This is a genomic window from Hymenobacter daeguensis, assembly GCF_054780555.1.
The window spans coordinates 239,025-253,450 of record NZ_BAAGWC010000003.1; the positions used below are offsets into that span (position 1 = coordinate 239,025).

The 14,426-nt window shown below is 62.7% G+C and carries 16 protein-coding genes; 3 read left to right on the forward strand and 13 right to left on the reverse strand.

Translation table 11 applies throughout. From position 1 onward, the window contains the following. Window positions 1–151: 151 nt before the first annotated feature. Together ACYVHT_RS07140 and ACYVHT_RS07145 are read right to left on the reverse strand one after the other, a co-directional pair. Window positions 152–1,207 carry a DivIVA domain-containing protein gene (locus ACYVHT_RS07140; RefSeq protein ID WP_460549452.1) on the reverse strand — a complete coding sequence of 352 codons (1,056 nt, stop codon included), beginning with the start codon at window positions 1,205–1,207 and terminating at the stop codon, window positions 152–154. A 92-nt stretch (window positions 1,208–1,299) separates the two neighbouring features. Then, window positions 1,300–2,271 carry a WD40 repeat domain-containing protein gene (locus ACYVHT_RS07145; RefSeq protein WP_460549454.1) on the reverse strand — a complete coding sequence of 324 codons (972 nt, stop codon included), beginning with the start codon at window positions 2,269–2,271 and terminating at the stop codon, window positions 1,300–1,302. 135 nt (window positions 2,272–2,406) lie between these two features. Between ACYVHT_RS07145 and ACYVHT_RS07150 the strand changes: the two genes are divergently transcribed. After that, window positions 2,407–3,081 carry a 4'-phosphopantetheinyl transferase superfamily protein gene (locus ACYVHT_RS07150; RefSeq protein ID WP_460549456.1) on the forward strand — a complete coding sequence of 225 codons (675 nt, stop codon included), beginning with the start codon at window positions 2,407–2,409 and terminating at the stop codon, window positions 3,079–3,081. Between the two features lie 40 nt (window positions 3,082–3,121). Beyond that, entirely contained in the window at window positions 3,122–3,703 is a 582-nt protein-coding gene (locus ACYVHT_RS07155) for a redoxin domain-containing protein (protein ID WP_460549459.1), read from the forward strand. A 69-nt stretch (window positions 3,704–3,772) separates the two neighbouring features. Here ACYVHT_RS07155 and ACYVHT_RS07160 read toward each other — a convergent pair whose 3' ends face one another. Both ACYVHT_RS07160 and poxB read right to left on the reverse strand, forming a co-directional pair. Beyond that, complete coding sequence (locus ACYVHT_RS07160) at window positions 3,773–4,606, reverse strand: transglutaminase-like domain-containing protein (RefSeq protein ID WP_460549460.1); 834 nt, start codon at window positions 4,604–4,606, stop codon at window positions 3,773–3,775. 131 nt (window positions 4,607–4,737) lie between these two features. Further along, window positions 4,738–6,462, reverse strand: a complete 1,725-nt coding sequence (gene poxB / locus ACYVHT_RS07165; protein ID WP_460549463.1) for a ubiquinone-dependent pyruvate dehydrogenase — start codon at window positions 6,460–6,462, stop codon at window positions 4,738–4,740. A 229-nt stretch (window positions 6,463–6,691) separates the two neighbouring features. Between poxB and ACYVHT_RS07170 the strand changes: the two genes are divergently transcribed. Continuing rightward, window positions 6,692–7,342, forward strand: a complete 651-nt coding sequence (locus ACYVHT_RS07170; RefSeq protein WP_460549465.1) for an outer membrane beta-barrel protein — start codon at window positions 6,692–6,694, stop codon at window positions 7,340–7,342. Window positions 7,343–7,378: 36 nt separating this feature from the next. Here ACYVHT_RS07170 and ACYVHT_RS07175 read toward each other — a convergent pair whose 3' ends face one another. From ACYVHT_RS07175 to ACYVHT_RS07215, 9 genes are all read right to left on the reverse strand, one after another. Then, window positions 7,379–8,638: a hypothetical protein gene (locus ACYVHT_RS07175; RefSeq protein WP_460549467.1), complete on the reverse strand. Its 1,260-nt coding sequence runs from the start codon at window positions 8,636–8,638 to the stop codon at window positions 7,379–7,381. 98 nt (window positions 8,639–8,736) lie between these two features. After that, entirely contained in the window at window positions 8,737–9,528 is a 792-nt protein-coding gene (locus tag ACYVHT_RS07180; protein ID WP_460549468.1) for a DUF2490 domain-containing protein, read from the reverse strand. A 105-nt stretch (window positions 9,529–9,633) separates the two neighbouring features. Further along, window positions 9,634–10,350 (reverse strand): hypothetical protein, encoded by a 717-nt coding sequence (locus ACYVHT_RS07185; protein WP_460549470.1) that lies wholly within the window; start codon window positions 10,348–10,350, stop codon window positions 9,634–9,636. Continuing rightward, window positions 10,350–10,739 (reverse strand): GntR family transcriptional regulator, encoded by a 390-nt coding sequence (locus ACYVHT_RS07190; protein ID WP_460549472.1) that lies wholly within the window; start codon window positions 10,737–10,739, stop codon window positions 10,350–10,352. The genes ACYVHT_RS07185 and ACYVHT_RS07190 overlap by 1 nt, the downstream gene beginning before the upstream one ends. A 15-nt stretch (window positions 10,740–10,754) precedes the next feature. After that, window positions 10,755–11,522 carry a hypothetical protein gene (locus ACYVHT_RS07195; protein ID WP_460549474.1) on the reverse strand — a complete coding sequence of 256 codons (768 nt, stop codon included), beginning with the start codon at window positions 11,520–11,522 and terminating at the stop codon, window positions 10,755–10,757. Beyond that, window positions 11,506–12,363: an ABC transporter ATP-binding protein gene (locus ACYVHT_RS07200; protein WP_460549477.1), complete on the reverse strand. Its 858-nt coding sequence runs from the start codon at window positions 12,361–12,363 to the stop codon at window positions 11,506–11,508. The genes ACYVHT_RS07195 and ACYVHT_RS07200 overlap by 17 nt, the downstream gene beginning before the upstream one ends. A gap of 174 nt (window positions 12,364–12,537) precedes the next feature. Continuing rightward, the gene (locus ACYVHT_RS07205; RefSeq protein ID WP_460549479.1) at window positions 12,538–12,867 is read right to left on the reverse strand and encodes a DUF3817 domain-containing protein; all 330 of its coding nucleotides are present in this window, start codon (window positions 12,865–12,867) and stop codon (window positions 12,538–12,540) included. Window positions 12,868–12,870: 3 nt separating this feature from the next. Continuing rightward, complete coding sequence (locus tag ACYVHT_RS07210; protein ID WP_460549481.1) at window positions 12,871–13,332, reverse strand: hypothetical protein; 462 nt, start codon at window positions 13,330–13,332, stop codon at window positions 12,871–12,873. A 69-nt stretch (window positions 13,333–13,401) separates the two neighbouring features. Continuing rightward, entirely contained in the window at window positions 13,402–14,316 is a 915-nt protein-coding gene (locus ACYVHT_RS07215) for a helix-turn-helix domain-containing protein (protein ID WP_460549483.1), read from the reverse strand. Window positions 14,317–14,426 lie beyond the last annotated feature (110 nt).

A 14,426-nucleotide genomic window follows, 5' to 3' on the forward strand; every position in this document is an offset into this window, starting at 1 on the left:
CAAAGGTCCCGGCCGGGCCCACCCCGCCACCTATACAAACCGCCGCTTCTGCAACACAAAACGCTGCGGAAGCAGGGCCCGCCCCTGCGGCAAAAAGAAAGCCCGCCGGATGGCGGGCTTCTCAGCAACCTGAATCCGTTGAATGCACGGGCTAGATTTCATCAAAAAACGACTTTTCCGCCACGGCCGGCGCGGCCGCTGCCAGCCCCGGCTGGCCGGGGTGAATGGCGGGTTCCGGCTGCACAATCTCAGGGTGGTTGGGCGTCACGGGCTGAATATCGGGCGCGGCGGGCTGCACGTAGGGCGGGTTCGGCTCGGGCACCTGCGAAGGGGCGGGCGGGTCGATGTGCGGGGCGGGCGAGATGCCGGGGTTTTCGGCGGGCGCGCCGGGCCGCTCAATTTCGGGGTGCGGGTTTTGGGCGGGAGCGCCGGGGTCGGGCTGCTGGCCGGGCTTGGGGTTGTAGCCGGTGGTTTCCAGCGTGCGCTCCAGGGCTTCTTCCGAACGGCCCCGGGCCGACTGATGAAACGAAGCGGGCGTGGCGGCGGCCACGGCGGCGGCCGACGAAACAGCGGAGGAAGTAGTGACTTGCATGGCGGGCGTGGGCTCTGGGGTGGGTTCGGCGGCCGGTTCTTTCGGCCGCTCTACCTGTACGCGAGCGGCGCGCGAAAGGATGGCCGCCGTGCCGCCCTTGGGCCGGTTGCGGGCTTTCTCTACCTTGTCCAAGGCGTCGGAGGCAAGGTGGTGCAGGTCGCGCACCAGCGTGTCGAGCTGCTGCTCCAGGCGCTGGCACTCCTGGCCCAGGCCCGATACTTCGCGCTGCATGTCGGCCACGGTTTTCTCGGCCTGCTGGTAGGCTTCGTCCACCACGGTGCGGGCCCGCTGGCGGGCTTCGCTGATGATGCTTTCGGCCTGAAACTGGGCCTCGCGGATGCGCAGGTCGGCATCGCGCTGGGCCTGCTCGGTGATGTTGTTGCCGGTGTCTTCGGCGGTTTTGAGGGTGCGGTAGAGGCTGCTTTCCACTTCGCGCATCTTCTGCACGTCGTGCTGGGCGTGCTCCAGCTTGAGGCGCAGCTCGCGGTTTTCGTCGCCCATGCGCTCCCACTGCTGCGAAATAGTGGTCAGGAAGGCCTGCACCTCGTCTTTGTCAACCCCGCGAAAGGATTTTTCAAACGTTTTCTGGCGGATATCGAGGGCGGTGAGTTTCATGATTTCAATGAGGAATGAAGGATGAGGAATGAAGAATTATCCCAGGGGAGAAGAATGAATAAATCCGCAAAACTGGATTAATTCCTCATTCTTCATTCCTCATTCTCCATTCTCAATTGCCAAACGGCCAGGCTGCGGTCGTCGCTACACGAAACTAGCCGGTTTTGGTTGCCCGGCCAAACCAGGCGGTTGACGGAAGTGCCGTGGCCGGCCGCGCGGGCGCGGTCGAGCACGCGCAGCAGCGTGAGCGTGGCCGCGTCCCAGAGCTTGATGCTCTTGTCGAGGCTGCACGAGGCCAGGTAGTGGCCGTCGGGGCTGAAGGCCAGGTGGTTGATGGTGTACAGGTGGGCCGGCACCCGGCCCGCCAGCGCGTAGCCGGCGGCCACGTCCCAGGTCCGAATCTGGGCATCGCGCCCGGCCGTGAGCAGCCGCGCGCCATCGGGGGAGTAGGCCACCGAGAACACCGAGTTGGTGCTCTCGCCCAGCGTGTATTTCACGGCCAGCGAATCCAGGTCCAGAATGCGCGTGAACGTATCGGAACTGCCCACGGCCAGTTCGCCCCGGCCTTCGTGCACGGCCAGGCAGCGCAGGCTTTTGTCGGCGAGGCGCAGCAGCTTTTCCAGCCGGAAATCGGGCAGGCGCAGCACGGCCAGCGTGCCATCGCCCAGCGCCACGTAGAGCCGCTGCCGGCTCTCCGAAGCCACGATTTCGAAGATGGCCACCGGCGGCAGCGCCGTGGCGTGGGCCAGCTGCCGCTTCGCCAAATCAATGGCCTGAATGCCCTGAAAATTGTGCCCCAGCACCAGCAAATTCAGCCCTGGCAGGTGCCGCAGGGCATACACCGAGTTTTCGACGCGGGCCAGCAGCTCGCCGTCGCGCCCGGGCTCGGCGGCGTCCCAGCCCACCACCATGCCATCGGCGCTGCCGGAGTAAATGGTGCTGCCCGCGCCGCCTGTCAGGGCGTACACCGCGTCGCGGTGGCCGGCGAGGGTGGCAATTCGGGTAACGGGCGGGCGGAAGATTTCGGACATAAAAGCAACGGCAAAGGTAGCTTCGTGATTCATGGTTAGGGAGCAAGGGTTACCGATTCATGGCCCGATGCAACCCAACAGCGCCTTTCCAATAAGCAAGGCCAGCACCCGCGTAAGCCCGAATCAACGTTTATTAACCACTACCCGCTAGTCATTACCCACCAGAAAATGCCCCTCCACTCCCTCCAGCGCCTCTCTCCTACCGCCGTGCTGGGCCTCTGGCAGCTCACCGAAACGCCCCTCGACCTGTGGCCCCTGCTTCCGCAAAAGGCGGCGTACCGGGAGCTCCGGCCCGCCACGGCCGATGCCGGCCGCAAAGCCCAGTGGCTGGCCGGCCGGGTGCTCATCCACGCGCTGCTGCAGCAGCTAATCGCCTGGCGCTCAGCAGCTACGGTGGTGCACAACGATGCCACCGGCCGGCCCTGGCTGTGGGGCGCCGGCCACGACGTTGCGGTGTCGCTGTCGCACTCCGGCACCTGGGTGGCGGCGGTGCTGAGCCAGGGCGGCCGGGTGGGGATTGATATTGAAATCATCCGCGACAAGGCGCAGCGGCTGGCCGGCAAGTTTCTGGCGGCCGACGAGTGGGCCGCCGCCCAGGCCGCCGCCGATGGCCCCGCGCACTACACCCTGCTCTGGAGCGCCAAGGAAACGCTGTATAAGCTGGCCGCGCAGCGCGGCATCATCTTCAAAACCCAGCTGCTGCTGGGGGCCTTTGCCCCGCAGCCATCCGGCGAAATCCCGGCTACGCTGGTTTTGGATGGCGCCGAAACGCGGCACTCCATTTGTTATTCTCAGCCGGCTCCCGGCTATGTGCTCACTTACTGCCACGAACCCGCCCTGTAGCCGCATGCTGCTTTCGTTACTTTTCCCTTACCTTCCCGCCATGTCATTCCGCCGCATCTCCATTGTCGCCGCCGTTGCGCTGCTGGCCCTCACGCTGGCCGTGGGCGCGGCTCGCGCCCAGGGTGGTGGCACCGTCACCGATTTCACCCTCAAAACCGCCGCCAACGCCGACGTGTCGCTGAAAAGCTACGCCGGCAGCAAGGCCGTGGTGGTGGTGTTTCTGAACCCCGCCTGCGCCTTCTCACGCCTCTACCAGGAGCGGCTGGCCTCGCTCAGCAGCAGCTACCGGGGCCGGGGCGTGCAGTTTCTGTTCATCAACGTGCCCATCAACCTCGACGCGCCCGGCACCGCCGCCCCCGGCGAAGTCGAACTGCCCACCCTCACCGATGCCAGCCAGCAGGTAGCCGGCCTGCTGGGCGTGAGCAAAACCGCCGAAGCCGTGGTGCTGGAGCCCGCCGCCGGGGGCTTTGCCATCCGCTACCGGGGCGCGATTGACGACAACCCGCAGGTGGCCGGCAGCGTGCAGCAGCCCTACCTGAAGCAGGTGCTGGACAACGTGCTGGCCGGCCGGCCCGCCGGCGTGGCCGATAAGCGCGCCGCCGGGTGTTTGATTAAGCGGTAGCCTCAGTAGAAAAACAAGCGCGTCAGGCTGCGGGCAGCCTGACGCGCTTGTTTTTCTACTGAGGCTACTCTATTCCAATATGCTCAGCAGCACCGCTACCTCGGCCGCCTTCACCGGCTCCTGCAGCTTCTCGAAGCTGAGCTGCAGGTTGCGCATGGCGCGGCGCACGATGTCGAGATTGGTGCAGGGCTCGTAGAAAATGGGGTTGGAATTGATGTTGAGCTGCGACACGTAGTGCTCAATGTCGGTGCGCGAAAGGACCAAGCCCCGGTTGTAGCAGTTGATGTAGAACGGTTCGGCCCCTTTCAGCTCGGGGCGGAAGGTGAGCACAAACAGGTTGGGCAGGTTCACGCCAAAAACGGGCAGGTGGAGGCGCTGGGCCACCAGCAGGTAAATCACGCAGAGCGTGAGCGGATTGCCGCGCTTGGTTTCAATCACGCGCTGGAGCATGGAGTTGGCTGGCGAGTGGAAGTGCTGGGTATTGGCCGCGAACTTGTGCTGCCGAAACATCACGTAGTTCAGGGTTTGCACCTGGTCGGCGGGGTGCATTTCGGGGCGCAGGGCCGTCCAGGCCTCGAAGCGGAGCTGCTCGATGGCACGGTTCAGGGCCTGCAGGTCGGCATCGGGGTACTGATAGGTGTTCAGCAGCCACATGCCTTCGAGCAGGTCGGTGGCCCCAGCCTCGCGCCACACTTTGAGGCGCTGCTGCAGGCCCTCAAACTGCAGGTGGTGAATGAGGTCTTCGAGGCGCTGCTGCTGCTGGCCATCGAGGGTTTCTTCCCACGACTCCTCCAGAAACGGAATAATGCTCTCCCCCAGATTCTGAATTTTATCCTGGATTTGCGGCGCGATTTCCGGGTCGTCGAGCAGCGAGATTAGGGCTTTGATTTCTTTGTTGGTCATGGATGCGAAACGGCCACCGCAAGGGTTGCGGGGCCGAATTTAACACGCGGAAGGACCTTTTGGGTTTCGCAGATGCAAGCACAGACGTTTTTAAACAGCACGCCAGCCTGAATGCAGGCGTGAGCAAAGCCCTACCGGAACAGGTTGGTTTTCGCCACTTCCAGCAGCTCGCTGCCTTTGCCGTTCATCAACGCTTTCAGGGCGTAGAGGCTGAAGCCGGCCGCCTGCTTGGCCTCGATGCTGGGCGGCATGCTCAGCTCCTGCCGCTTCACCACGGCGTCGACCACCACCGGGCCGGGGTGGGCCAGCGCCTCGCGCAGCACGCTTTCCAGGTTGGCCGGGTCGCTCACGCGGAAGCCTTTGATTCCGATGGCATTGGCCATGGCGCCGAAGTCAGGGTTGTCCAGCTCGGTGCCGTAGTCGATGATGCCGGCGGCCTTCATTTCCAGCTCCACGAAGCTGAGGGCAGAATTGTTGAAGATGATGATTTTGACCGGGATTTTATGCTGGCGCACGGTCAGCAATTCGCTCAGCAGCATGGCAAAGCCGCCGTCGCCGCACAGTGCCACCACCTGCTGGTCGGGGAAGGCCAGGGCCGCGCCGTAGGCCTGCGACAGCGCGTTGGCCATGCTGCCGTGCACAAACGAGCCCACCAGCCGCCGGCGGCCATTCATGCGCAGGTAGCGCGAGGCCCAGATGGTGGGCGTGCCCACGTCGCAGGTAAAAATGGCGTTTTCGGCGGCCAGCTCGTTCAGCAGGCGCGCTACGTGCGGCGGGTGCAGGCTGGTGTCGCCGGCCTCGCCGGTGGCCAGCTCGGCCAGGTGGGCGTCGTCGGCGCGGTGGCGCTCCCGGGCTTCTTTCAGGTGGTCGCCGTCTTTGGCATTGAGGTGCGGGAGCAGCAGGCGCAGGGTTTCGGCCACGTCGCCGCTCAGGCCGATTTCGACGCGGGTGCGCCGGCCGATGTTCTGCGGTCGGGTATCGACCTGCACCACGCGGGCCTGCTCAGGGAAAAACTGGCGGTACGGAAAATCGGTGCCGAGCATGAGAATGGCGTCGGCGTCCATCAGGGCGTGGTAGCCGGCGGGCATGCCCAGCAGGCCGCTCATGCCCACGTCGTAGGGGTTGTTGGGCTCCACAAACTCCTTGCCGCGCAGGGCGTGCACCACGGGCGCCTGCAGGGCCTCGGCCGCCTGCAGCAGCTCGGCGTGGGCTTCGGCGCAGCCAATGCCGGCCAGAATGGTCACCTTCCCGCAGTCGTTCAGCAGTTGGGCAGCCTGCCGGATGTCGGCCTCGGCGGGGCGCAGCAGGCCCTGGCGGCGGCGCGTGGGCAGCCGCACCTCGGGCGCCTCGGTTTCGAGGTAGGCCACGTCGCCGGGCACTATCACCACGGCCACGCCGCCCTGGCCCAGGGCGGCTGCCACGGCGCTTTCAATGACGCGCACGGCCTGCTCGGGCACCGAAATCAGCTCGCAATAGTGGCTGCATTCCTGAAACAGCCGCTCGGGGTGCGTTTCCTGAAAAAAGCTGCTCCCGATTTCCATGCTGGGGATTTGGGCAGCCAGGGCCAGCACCGGCACGCGGCTGCGGTGGCAGTCATACAGGCCATTGATGAGATGGGTATTGCCCGGCCCGCACGAGCCGGCGCACACGGCCAAATCGCCGGTGAGGTGGGCCTCGGCCCCGGCGGCGAAGGCGCCGCCTTCCTCGTGCCGCACCCCAATAAACTCAATGCCCTCGCGGGTCCGGATGACATCGGTGATGCCATTGAGCGAATCGCCCACCACACCAAACACGCGCCTGACGCCGGCAGCCTGGAGGGTATCAACTATGATTTCAGCAACGGATTTCTTAGGCATGGGTTCACAAGGTTGGTCGGGCGGGTGTACGAAAAAACACGAGGTCAGGCAGGACTTATCTGTTTTTTCCCCGCTTGCTGTGCCGGCTGCTTCGGCCAGCAGCGGCATACCTTGGCCGAGCATTTCTCATCGGGAACCGCTGAGGGGCAACGCTTCCCGCCCGAAACCAGTACGGGCTCTCGAAACGAACACGACATTACTCCCACCCCATTTCAAACCCATTTCTATAATGAAACATCTCTTCACGGCAGCACTCCTGTTGGGTGTATTTTCGGCGCAGGCCCAAAAAGGCTCGTTCTACATCGGCGGACAGGCCGGCTTCAATTCCAGCACCACCGAGGTCGACAACGGCAACACCAGCACGACCACCCGCAAGGACAACAACTACAGCTTTTCTCCCGAAATCGGCACTTTTCTCAGCAATCAGGTGCAACTCGGCGTGGGCTTCACGTTCAGCGGCTCGAAACAGGAAACGCCTTTCGCTCAAGGCAATAGCAGCCGTACCACCAACCGCTACGGCGGCACGGTGTATAGCCGCTATTTCTTCGGTGAAGGGAATTTTCGGCCCTTCCTGGGGCTAAATGCATCGGTACTGCCCGGCGACAGCAAACAGGAAAGCACTGGCGTAGCCGGCACAACGACCACCAGCTACAACACCCTGGACCTCGGCGCAAACCTCAATGCCGGCTTCGCCTATGGCCTCAATACGCGCTTCACGGTAGTGGGCTCGTTTGGCACGTTCGGTTTTCAGCGCTCCACCTCGAAACAGGAAAACAGCGACTACAAAACCACCACCACCGACTTTGGCCTCAATGCCAACACGCTGGGCAACCTGTTCACGGTGGGCGTTTATTACACCTTCCGCGAGGCGAATAAGTAGAAGCAGCCGGCCGGTCTGAACGAACGGCCGTTCGCCCTACAGCTTAAATACCGCTTCGATTTCGCCGTCGGCATCGGCCTTGAAAGCCGCCACCATGCCATCGGCCGATATTTTGATGGCCGTGCCGAAGGGTGCCAGCGTGCGGGTGGCGGCAAGCCGCCCCCCGCCCACGCTGCCCCCGCTGATTTTGACGATGGCCCCGACGGCCAGAATCTCGCCCTGGTACTGGATGATGGTGGCCCCATCGATGCCCACCAGCTCCTTGCGCATGGCCCGGCTCAGGTCCTGAAATTTCCGGCCCCTAATCAGTCGGCTGATGACGCGGCTTTTGACGGAAGTAGGGTTACTCAGAATATCGGCCCGCTTCACCACGCTTTCTTCGCTGTTGCCGTCGTCCTTGATGAGGTCCTTGCGCCGGGCGTAGGGAATGGCTACCAGGCACCCCCCGGTACGCGCAAAAGACACGTCCAGGATGGTTTCGTACATGGCCTTCTTCACCTCAACGGAAGCGCCGGGCATGGTTTTCAGGGTCGAATCATCGTTGTAGTAATTCCACTCTCCGTTGCGCTTCGAAAAAAAAAGCTTCTGGTCTTTGAAGATTAAAACCTCGCCGTTGTTGGTCAGCGTGAGGCAGATTTTGTTCTCTTCCGCACAGTTGGCCACCGAGATAAAGCGGGCGGGCGCAAACGTGTTGTCGTCGGTGCTGTTTATCGCAAAGTCCACGTACTCCAGCAGCGCCCCGGCGCAGGAAACCAGTACGCCGCTTTCAACGCCGTTGGACAGGGGCGCAAAAAAGTCGTCTTCCAGAAAATCGGTAATCAGCGGGTGATTGTGCCGCACCGGCTGGCTGTTATTCAAATCGACCACAATGGTAAACGTAGGCTTACGGCCCTCGTAGGTGCGCGCCGACCACCCCTCAAAAGCATCCAGAATACTTACGAGCAGGCTCCCATCGGTTTCCGACAGAAAGTTGCATATCCCGACTTCAATGGCATAGCCAATCACCCGCTCCTGATACGGCGAATCCGTCTTATCGAAATTCCCCACAATCTGAGCTACAATGGCCTTCACCAGCTTCACGTCGTCGCCCGTGAATTTTTGGTTGCGCTTTATCTCAATTTTGCCGTGCGACTTTTTGGATTCGCTGATGTGCATCGTTTGCCCGTTGCCCGTGAGCGCGGCCAGCTCGTGGGCGTGGTTTTTCTCGTCGTATTGCAGCTCCGGTGTCATCACCGACCCTGCCAGAATTGGGCAAATGTATTTCTGAATAATCCCCTTAAAATCTTCCTCTTTCATTTTTTCGGGCGTAGGCAGAGCGAGCTACGAAAGTAGCCCTTGCACAGTTTGCCCGGCCCAACATTCCCGGTTGCCAGCTGCGCCGCGCGCCGCCCGGCCTAATCCTGCTGCGTGGGCAGCTGCTCCTGGCCGGGCGGCACGGCGCGGTGGGCCAGCTTGTAGGTGAAAGCCATGACGATGTTGTTCTTGGCCGCCGTGTTTTGCAGAATGAACTGGCCCTGCCGGGCCGTGTAGTTATAGTTGGCCTGGTTCACGTAGCCCACCTGCAAGACGATGTGCGGGGTGAGCTGGCAGCCCACGCCGCCATACACGCGGTTGCGCTCGAAGACGGGGCCTTTGGGATTGAGAAAAATCTCGTCGTAGGCGGCCAGAAAGACCGTGCCGGTGGTAATGGTCTTCTTGTTCAGCGGCAGGAAGGCATTGAGGCGGTAGCGGAAGCGCTGGCGAAACTGCGTGCTGTCGTCGCGAAAATTGAACCAGCGCTGCTCGATGCGGTAGCGGTGCTCCAGCTTGAGGCGGTGCGAATACTGCGTGAGCGTCAGCTGCTCCCAGAGGCGCTTTTCGGTGTTCAGCGGGCCGGCTTCGAGGTCCTTGTAGTCGGAGGTGGAGTAGCGCCCGCCGGCCACGGTCAACGTGAAGTTGGGGTCGATGTCGTAGCTCGCGCCGGCCTTCAGCTCGTGGTAGAAATACTCTTTAAACAGGCCATTGGTGCGGGCCTGGGCCTCGGCAAAGGCACCCCATTTATGCTCGGCCGTGCCCGGCAGCTGCACCGTGGCAATAAACCAGGTGCCCCAGGGCTGCACGGGGTTGAGGGGCGTTTGGGCGTGGGCGGCCGGTGCCGCGCCCGCCACCGCAGCCAGCAGCACGCCGGCCAGAAAAGGCTTGTTCATGAAGAAAGCGGGCGGCCAGTTCCTTGCGCCGGCCGGGGCAACAAAGGTACCCGCCCCGGCCGACGCTTAACATTGCCTTAACACAATGGTAACACGGGCGCCCTTCTACCGCCGCAGCTGCTGCGCCATCCGGCCCGCAAACAGCACCGTGGCGCTGTCCGAAGCGTGGTAGCGCAGTTGCGGAATCAGGGCCTTCACGCTCAGCGTGCCCTGATGGTTTACCGCCACATCGGCGGCCTGGATGTTGTTGTCGGGGTCCACCTCCAGCGTGGGCGTGCTGCCGGCAGTAGCGCCGGTCACGGCCCGCAGCTGCCGCAGGTTGTTGCTTTCCAGTTTCACGGTGCCGGCCCAGCGCTGGTTCAGGCGCAGGCTGTCCTGGTTGAAGTTGCGCACCAGCACCTCGCCGCCGGGACGGCCCTGGTGCGCCTTGCGCCGGGCCGCCGGGTAGGGCGAATCCGTGGTGAGCTGCTGCAGCTGCGGGCAGTGGATGACCACGGCAGCCTGACCGTTCAGGTAGTGCTCTTCGTCGGGGTTGACAAGCGTCACGGCCAGGGTGCGGCCGTGCTGGCGAAGGCGCACGTACTCAGTGGCCTCCTTGTTCACCCACACGCCCGCCGGCCCGGCTTCGATTTTGACTTTGAAGTACAGGCCGGCCGGCACTTCCACGGCATCAAAGCCGGCGCCCGGCTGCCTGGTGTAGTGCTGCAGCGGGTCTTTGTAGCGGCCGGTGAGGTACTCGGCGCGCAGCGCGACGTCGTAGGTTGCCACGGTGCCGAGCACCAGGGCCACGGCAGCTACGAGCAGTTTATTGCTGGTTTTCATCAGGAAACGGCGGGAATGGGTTGCGGTTGGGCATTCTTGAATTCTTCGTAGCGGCGCTGCACTTCGGGCAGCCCAATGCCGAGCAGCAGCATGGTGCCGAATACCTCCGGCAGTTCCTGGCTCAGAAACCGCTCGCGGCGGGCGGCCTGCACCTGCTGCACGGCCGCCGGGGCCACAAAAAAGCCGATGCCGCGCTTGTTGTACAGCACTTCCTGGCTTTGCAGCAGCTCGTAGGTGCGCATCACCGTGTTGGGGTTCACCTGCAGGTCGCCGGCCAGCTCGCGCACCGACGGAATCTTGCTGTCGGGCGGCCACTTGCCGCGCAGTATCAGCTCGCTCACGTACCCGGCTATCTGCAGGTAAATGGCTTCGTTGTCTTTGAATTCCATGTAAATACGTCGCGGTTAAACTTCTTTTTCGGTGAGGCGCACGTAGGCCCCAATCCAGCCGAGCAGCAGCAGCCCGCCCAGCAGCGCTTCCGTAAACCAGCCATTCTGCACCGGCGACAGGTTGACTGAGTGCCACTCCTTGCCTTCCACGAAGCTCATGCCGCTCAACGGCACCACGCTGTTTACCTCGCGGCCCACCAGCGCCTGCACCAGCTGCATGTTCAGCAGCGCCAGCACCACCACGCCCACCAAAATGGCAAAGGCCGTGCGCACAAACTGCTGCTTCGCAAAAAACACGCTGCCCCACAAAAACACGGCGCTCACCGCCGCATACACCACCAGCGAATAGCGCACCGAGAACAGCTCCACCAGCGGTGCCTGCGGCCCAAACTTGCCTTCTATCTGCAACACCAGCGCATCGACCAGGTAAAAGCAGCCAATGTACACCGCCAGGTAGATGGGCACCGCGTAAACCCAGCCCACCAGGTACTTCTCCCAATGCGAAGCCGGCAGCATCAGCATCGCCGTGGCCTGCCGCTTGTCGCCCAGCGGGGCAAACACCGTGCTGGTGAAAAACGCCCCCGCCGCCATCAGCCCCATGATGAAAATGATGCCCTGCATCTCGGGCAGCACCGGCCCTGAGGTCATCACGGCCAAAAAGCCCAGTATCAGCGCAATGCCCCCAATCAGCACGCCCGTGGCCAGCAGGTAGCCGCCGCCATACTCGGCCGTGTGCTTGCTGAACAAGCGCCCAAAACGCGAAAGACTAAACGACTGGCTCATGAGCAGGTTGGTTTTGAGTGAGGTATTGGGTGAGGGCGGGGGCCGAGCCCACCAGGGCATTGAACAGCAGCTCCAAATCGACGCGGCCCGGCACGCCGCTGCGGTTGGGCCGGATGACCTGCGCCCCGCGCACCGATTCCTCGGCGTACAGCTCCTGGCCGTCGGTTTCAGGCACCGTGGCGAAGGTCAGGCGCTCGGCCAGGTCGCCGAGGTCGGCGTTGAGCACGATGCGGCGGTCGTGCACCACCAACACGGTATCAATCAGGCTTTCCAAATCGCGCACCTGGTGGGTCGAGACAATCAGGCAGCGCTCCTCCGTGAGGGCCGTGGCCACGATTTTGCGGAACTGCGCCTTGCTCGGAATGTCGAGGCCGTTGGTGGGCTCGTCCATTACCAGCAGACTGGTATTGGCGGCCAGCGCGAAGGCAATCATGAACTTCTTCTGCTGCCCGTAGCTCAGGGCCGTGAGCACCGCCCCGGCCGGCACCTCAAACTCGCTGAGGTAGTGCGCCAGCGCCCCGTGGTCGAACCGGGGGTAGAAGCCGGCCGTGTGGCCCACAAACCTTGCCGCCGTCACGGCCGGCACATGAATTTCCTCGGGCAGGAAAAACAAGTCGGCCAGCGTGGCGGGCAGGCGCCGGGCCGCCGGCTGCCCCAGCACCTCACAAGTGCCCGCCTGCGGAAACGCCAGCCCCACCATGTTCTTGAGCAGCGTGGACTTGCCCGCGCCGTTCTTGCCCAGCAGGCCGTAGATGTGCCCGCGCTCCAGCGTCAGGTCGAGGTTTTGGAAGAGCGGGCGCTTCTTGGAGTACCCAAAGTGGAGGTTGCGGATGCGGACCATGTGCGTGTCGTTCTAGTGTATTATTGTTCTAGTACACTGCAAACGTAAGCAAGCTTTTTGGTATTGCGTGTGAGGAGGGAAAATATTTTTTCGGGCATGAAAAAAGCCGCCCGATTGGGGCGGCTTATCAGCGCATCAGGCAGTGCTTGCTGCATCACGCGCTTTCCTTTAACATCACCTGCGCTCTTCCACGGCCTGCGGTGGAATCTTACTCAGAATTCGGCTGTCGATGTAAAATGTTCCGAATGGTACTAGGCAGGCCAGCAGCACTTTCCAGGTAGTTTCCGAGAATTTCCAGCGTTGCTCCACGCCTACGCTCAATGTTTTGACAACGAACAGCAGGAACAACAGCCCGTGAATGGGCCCCAGCGTGCGGACCAGAGATGGATTGTTGTACAGGTGTTTCATCGGCACGGCTACGCCGAGCAGTACCAGCAGCGAAATGCCTTCCAGCAGCCCAATCAGGCGCAGTTGCCGCACGTTGTCATGGAAAAAACTTGTCATAAATCAGAAGCGAAAAAGGGCCCGGCTCGCCAGTGGCGAAAATGGCCAGGGAATGAATAAAAAAATGCTCAGCAGGGCCACCCCGTACCAACGCAGCATGGTGTTGAACTTTGCCTCCGCAGTCGGCCGCCGCTTGGCCAGCGCCGAGCCAATGGTGACAAGCACCACCGAAACCAGCATCAGCAGCGGGTGCAACAGGGCGAAAAAGCCTGAATCCAGCGTAAAACCGGCTTCGCGCAGACTGGCGAAATTGGCTTTCACCACTGGGCTGCTGAAGTAGAGCGCCATGCCCAGCAGCAGCTGCACGTGGGAAATAGTGGCCGTCCAGTGCCGCACGGCATCGTCGGTTTTGGTCCAGAGCTGGCGAGAATTATAACCCTGAAATGCTCGAAGAAGGGCATAAACCAAGCTGGCCAGCACTAGCCAGCGGAAAGCCGAGTGAAGCGTAAGAACCGTTGCGTACATCGTTTGGGAATGGATGCGGCAAAGGTCCGGGCCCGGGCGCGGCAGGGGTTAGGATGGATGCGGCCGGTTTCAGGATTTTTCAATCCGGCGGCGGAATTCCAGCGGTGTGAAACCCTCGTGCTTCTTGAAAAGCCGACTGAAATAGGAAGCATCGGCTAAACCCACTTCGGCCGCCACCTCCCCTACTGAAAGGGCGCTTTGGTGCAACAGCACCTTGGCTTCCAGCACCAGGGCTTCGGCAATCCAGTGGGTGGGCGGCTGGCCGGTAGCTGCCCGCACGGCTTTGTTCAGGTGATTGGGCGAAACGTGCAGTTGGGCGGCGTATTCGGCCACGCGGTGCTCGGTGCGGAACTGCATCAGCAGCAACTCCCGAAACTGGTTGGCCAGCTGCGCGGCCCGACTGCCGCCGCCACTCACTGCCGGCCGGTACACCCGGTTCAGCTCGCAGAGCAGGGCCGCCAGGTAGGCTTGCAGCAGCCCCAGCGCAGCCAGCCCACCGGCCGCGTACTCGGCGCACAGCCGCTCCAGCAGCGCCCGGACGGATTCGGCCACGGCGGGTTCGCAGCGGAAGAACGGGACGCCCCAGATGCGCAGAAAATCGAACTCCAGCGGCAAGGCACTGTTTGTGATGCGGCCCTGGAAGAAATCGGGATGGAAGCTGCACAGGTAGCCCTGGTGCGGGCCCGCTTCGCCAAAGGCAAACACCTGCCCGGCCGGCACCAGCAGGCAGTCGCCGGGAGCCAGGTCGTAGGTTTCGCTGCCCACGCTCATACGGCCCGCGCCTTCGGTGAGGCACACCAGCAGGTGCGAGCTGGTGCGGGTGGGCGGCACCGGCAGCCGCATCAGCTGGTACATTTCCTCCAGCCGCACCGCAAAAAACCGCTCGAAGCCGGGCCGCAGTAACGCCTGCAAAGCCGGCTCGGGCCGCACATGGGCGCGGTGGAAGGCTTCGGTATCGCGCGTTGGGATGGGCGGCGGAATCATGTTTGGAGTGGTGAGACTATGAGACGTGAGACATTAGGAAGCGTTAACAGTAGTAGTTATGTTTGAGCATGGAGTATTTGTTGACCGACGCGCAGTGGGCGCGGATTGGG

Bases quoted from the DNA above. Each gene is read 5' to 3' on its own strand.
- ACYVHT_RS07140 (WP_460549452.1), bottom strand. From the start codon at position 1,207: ATGAAACTCACCGCCCTCGATATCCGCCAGAAAACGTTTGAAAAATCC.
- ACYVHT_RS07145 (WP_460549454.1), bottom strand. From the start codon at position 2,271: ATGAATCACGAAGCTACCTTTGCCGTTGCTTTTATGTCCGAAATCTTC.
- ACYVHT_RS07150 (WP_460549456.1), top strand. From the start codon at position 2,407: ATGCCCCTCCACTCCCTCCAGCGCCTCTCTCCTACCGCCGTGCTGGGC.
- ACYVHT_RS07155 (WP_460549459.1), top strand. From the start codon at position 3,122: ATGTCATTCCGCCGCATCTCCATTGTCGCCGCCGTTGCGCTGCTGGCC.
- ACYVHT_RS07160 (WP_460549460.1), bottom strand. From the start codon at position 4,606: ATGACCAACAAAGAAATCAAAGCCCTAATCTCGCTGCTCGACGACCCG.
- poxB (WP_460549463.1), bottom strand. From the start codon at position 6,462: ATGCCTAAGAAATCCGTTGCTGAAATCATAGTTGATACCCTCCAGGCT.
- ACYVHT_RS07170 (WP_460549465.1), top strand. From the start codon at position 6,692: ATGAAACATCTCTTCACGGCAGCACTCCTGTTGGGTGTATTTTCGGCG.
- ACYVHT_RS07175 (WP_460549467.1), bottom strand. From the start codon at position 8,638: ATGAAAGAGGAAGATTTTAAGGGGATTATTCAGAAATACATTTGCCCA.
- ACYVHT_RS07180 (WP_460549468.1), bottom strand. From the start codon at position 9,528: ATGAACAAGCCTTTTCTGGCCGGCGTGCTGCTGGCTGCGGTGGCGGGC.
- ACYVHT_RS07185 (WP_460549470.1), bottom strand. From the start codon at position 10,350: ATGAAAACCAGCAATAAACTGCTCGTAGCTGCCGTGGCCCTGGTGCTC.
- ACYVHT_RS07190 (WP_460549472.1), bottom strand. From the start codon at position 10,739: ATGGAATTCAAAGACAACGAAGCCATTTACCTGCAGATAGCCGGGTAC.
- ACYVHT_RS07195 (WP_460549474.1), bottom strand. From the start codon at position 11,522: ATGAGCCAGTCGTTTAGTCTTTCGCGTTTTGGGCGCTTGTTCAGCAAG.
- ACYVHT_RS07200 (WP_460549477.1), bottom strand. From the start codon at position 12,363: ATGGTCCGCATCCGCAACCTCCACTTTGGGTACTCCAAGAAGCGCCCG.
- ACYVHT_RS07205 (WP_460549479.1), bottom strand. From the start codon at position 12,867: ATGACAAGTTTTTTCCATGACAACGTGCGGCAACTGCGCCTGATTGGG.
- ACYVHT_RS07210 (WP_460549481.1), bottom strand. From the start codon at position 13,332: ATGTACGCAACGGTTCTTACGCTTCACTCGGCTTTCCGCTGGCTAGTG.
- ACYVHT_RS07215 (WP_460549483.1), bottom strand. From the start codon at position 14,316: ATGATTCCGCCGCCCATCCCAACGCGCGATACCGAAGCCTTCCACCGC.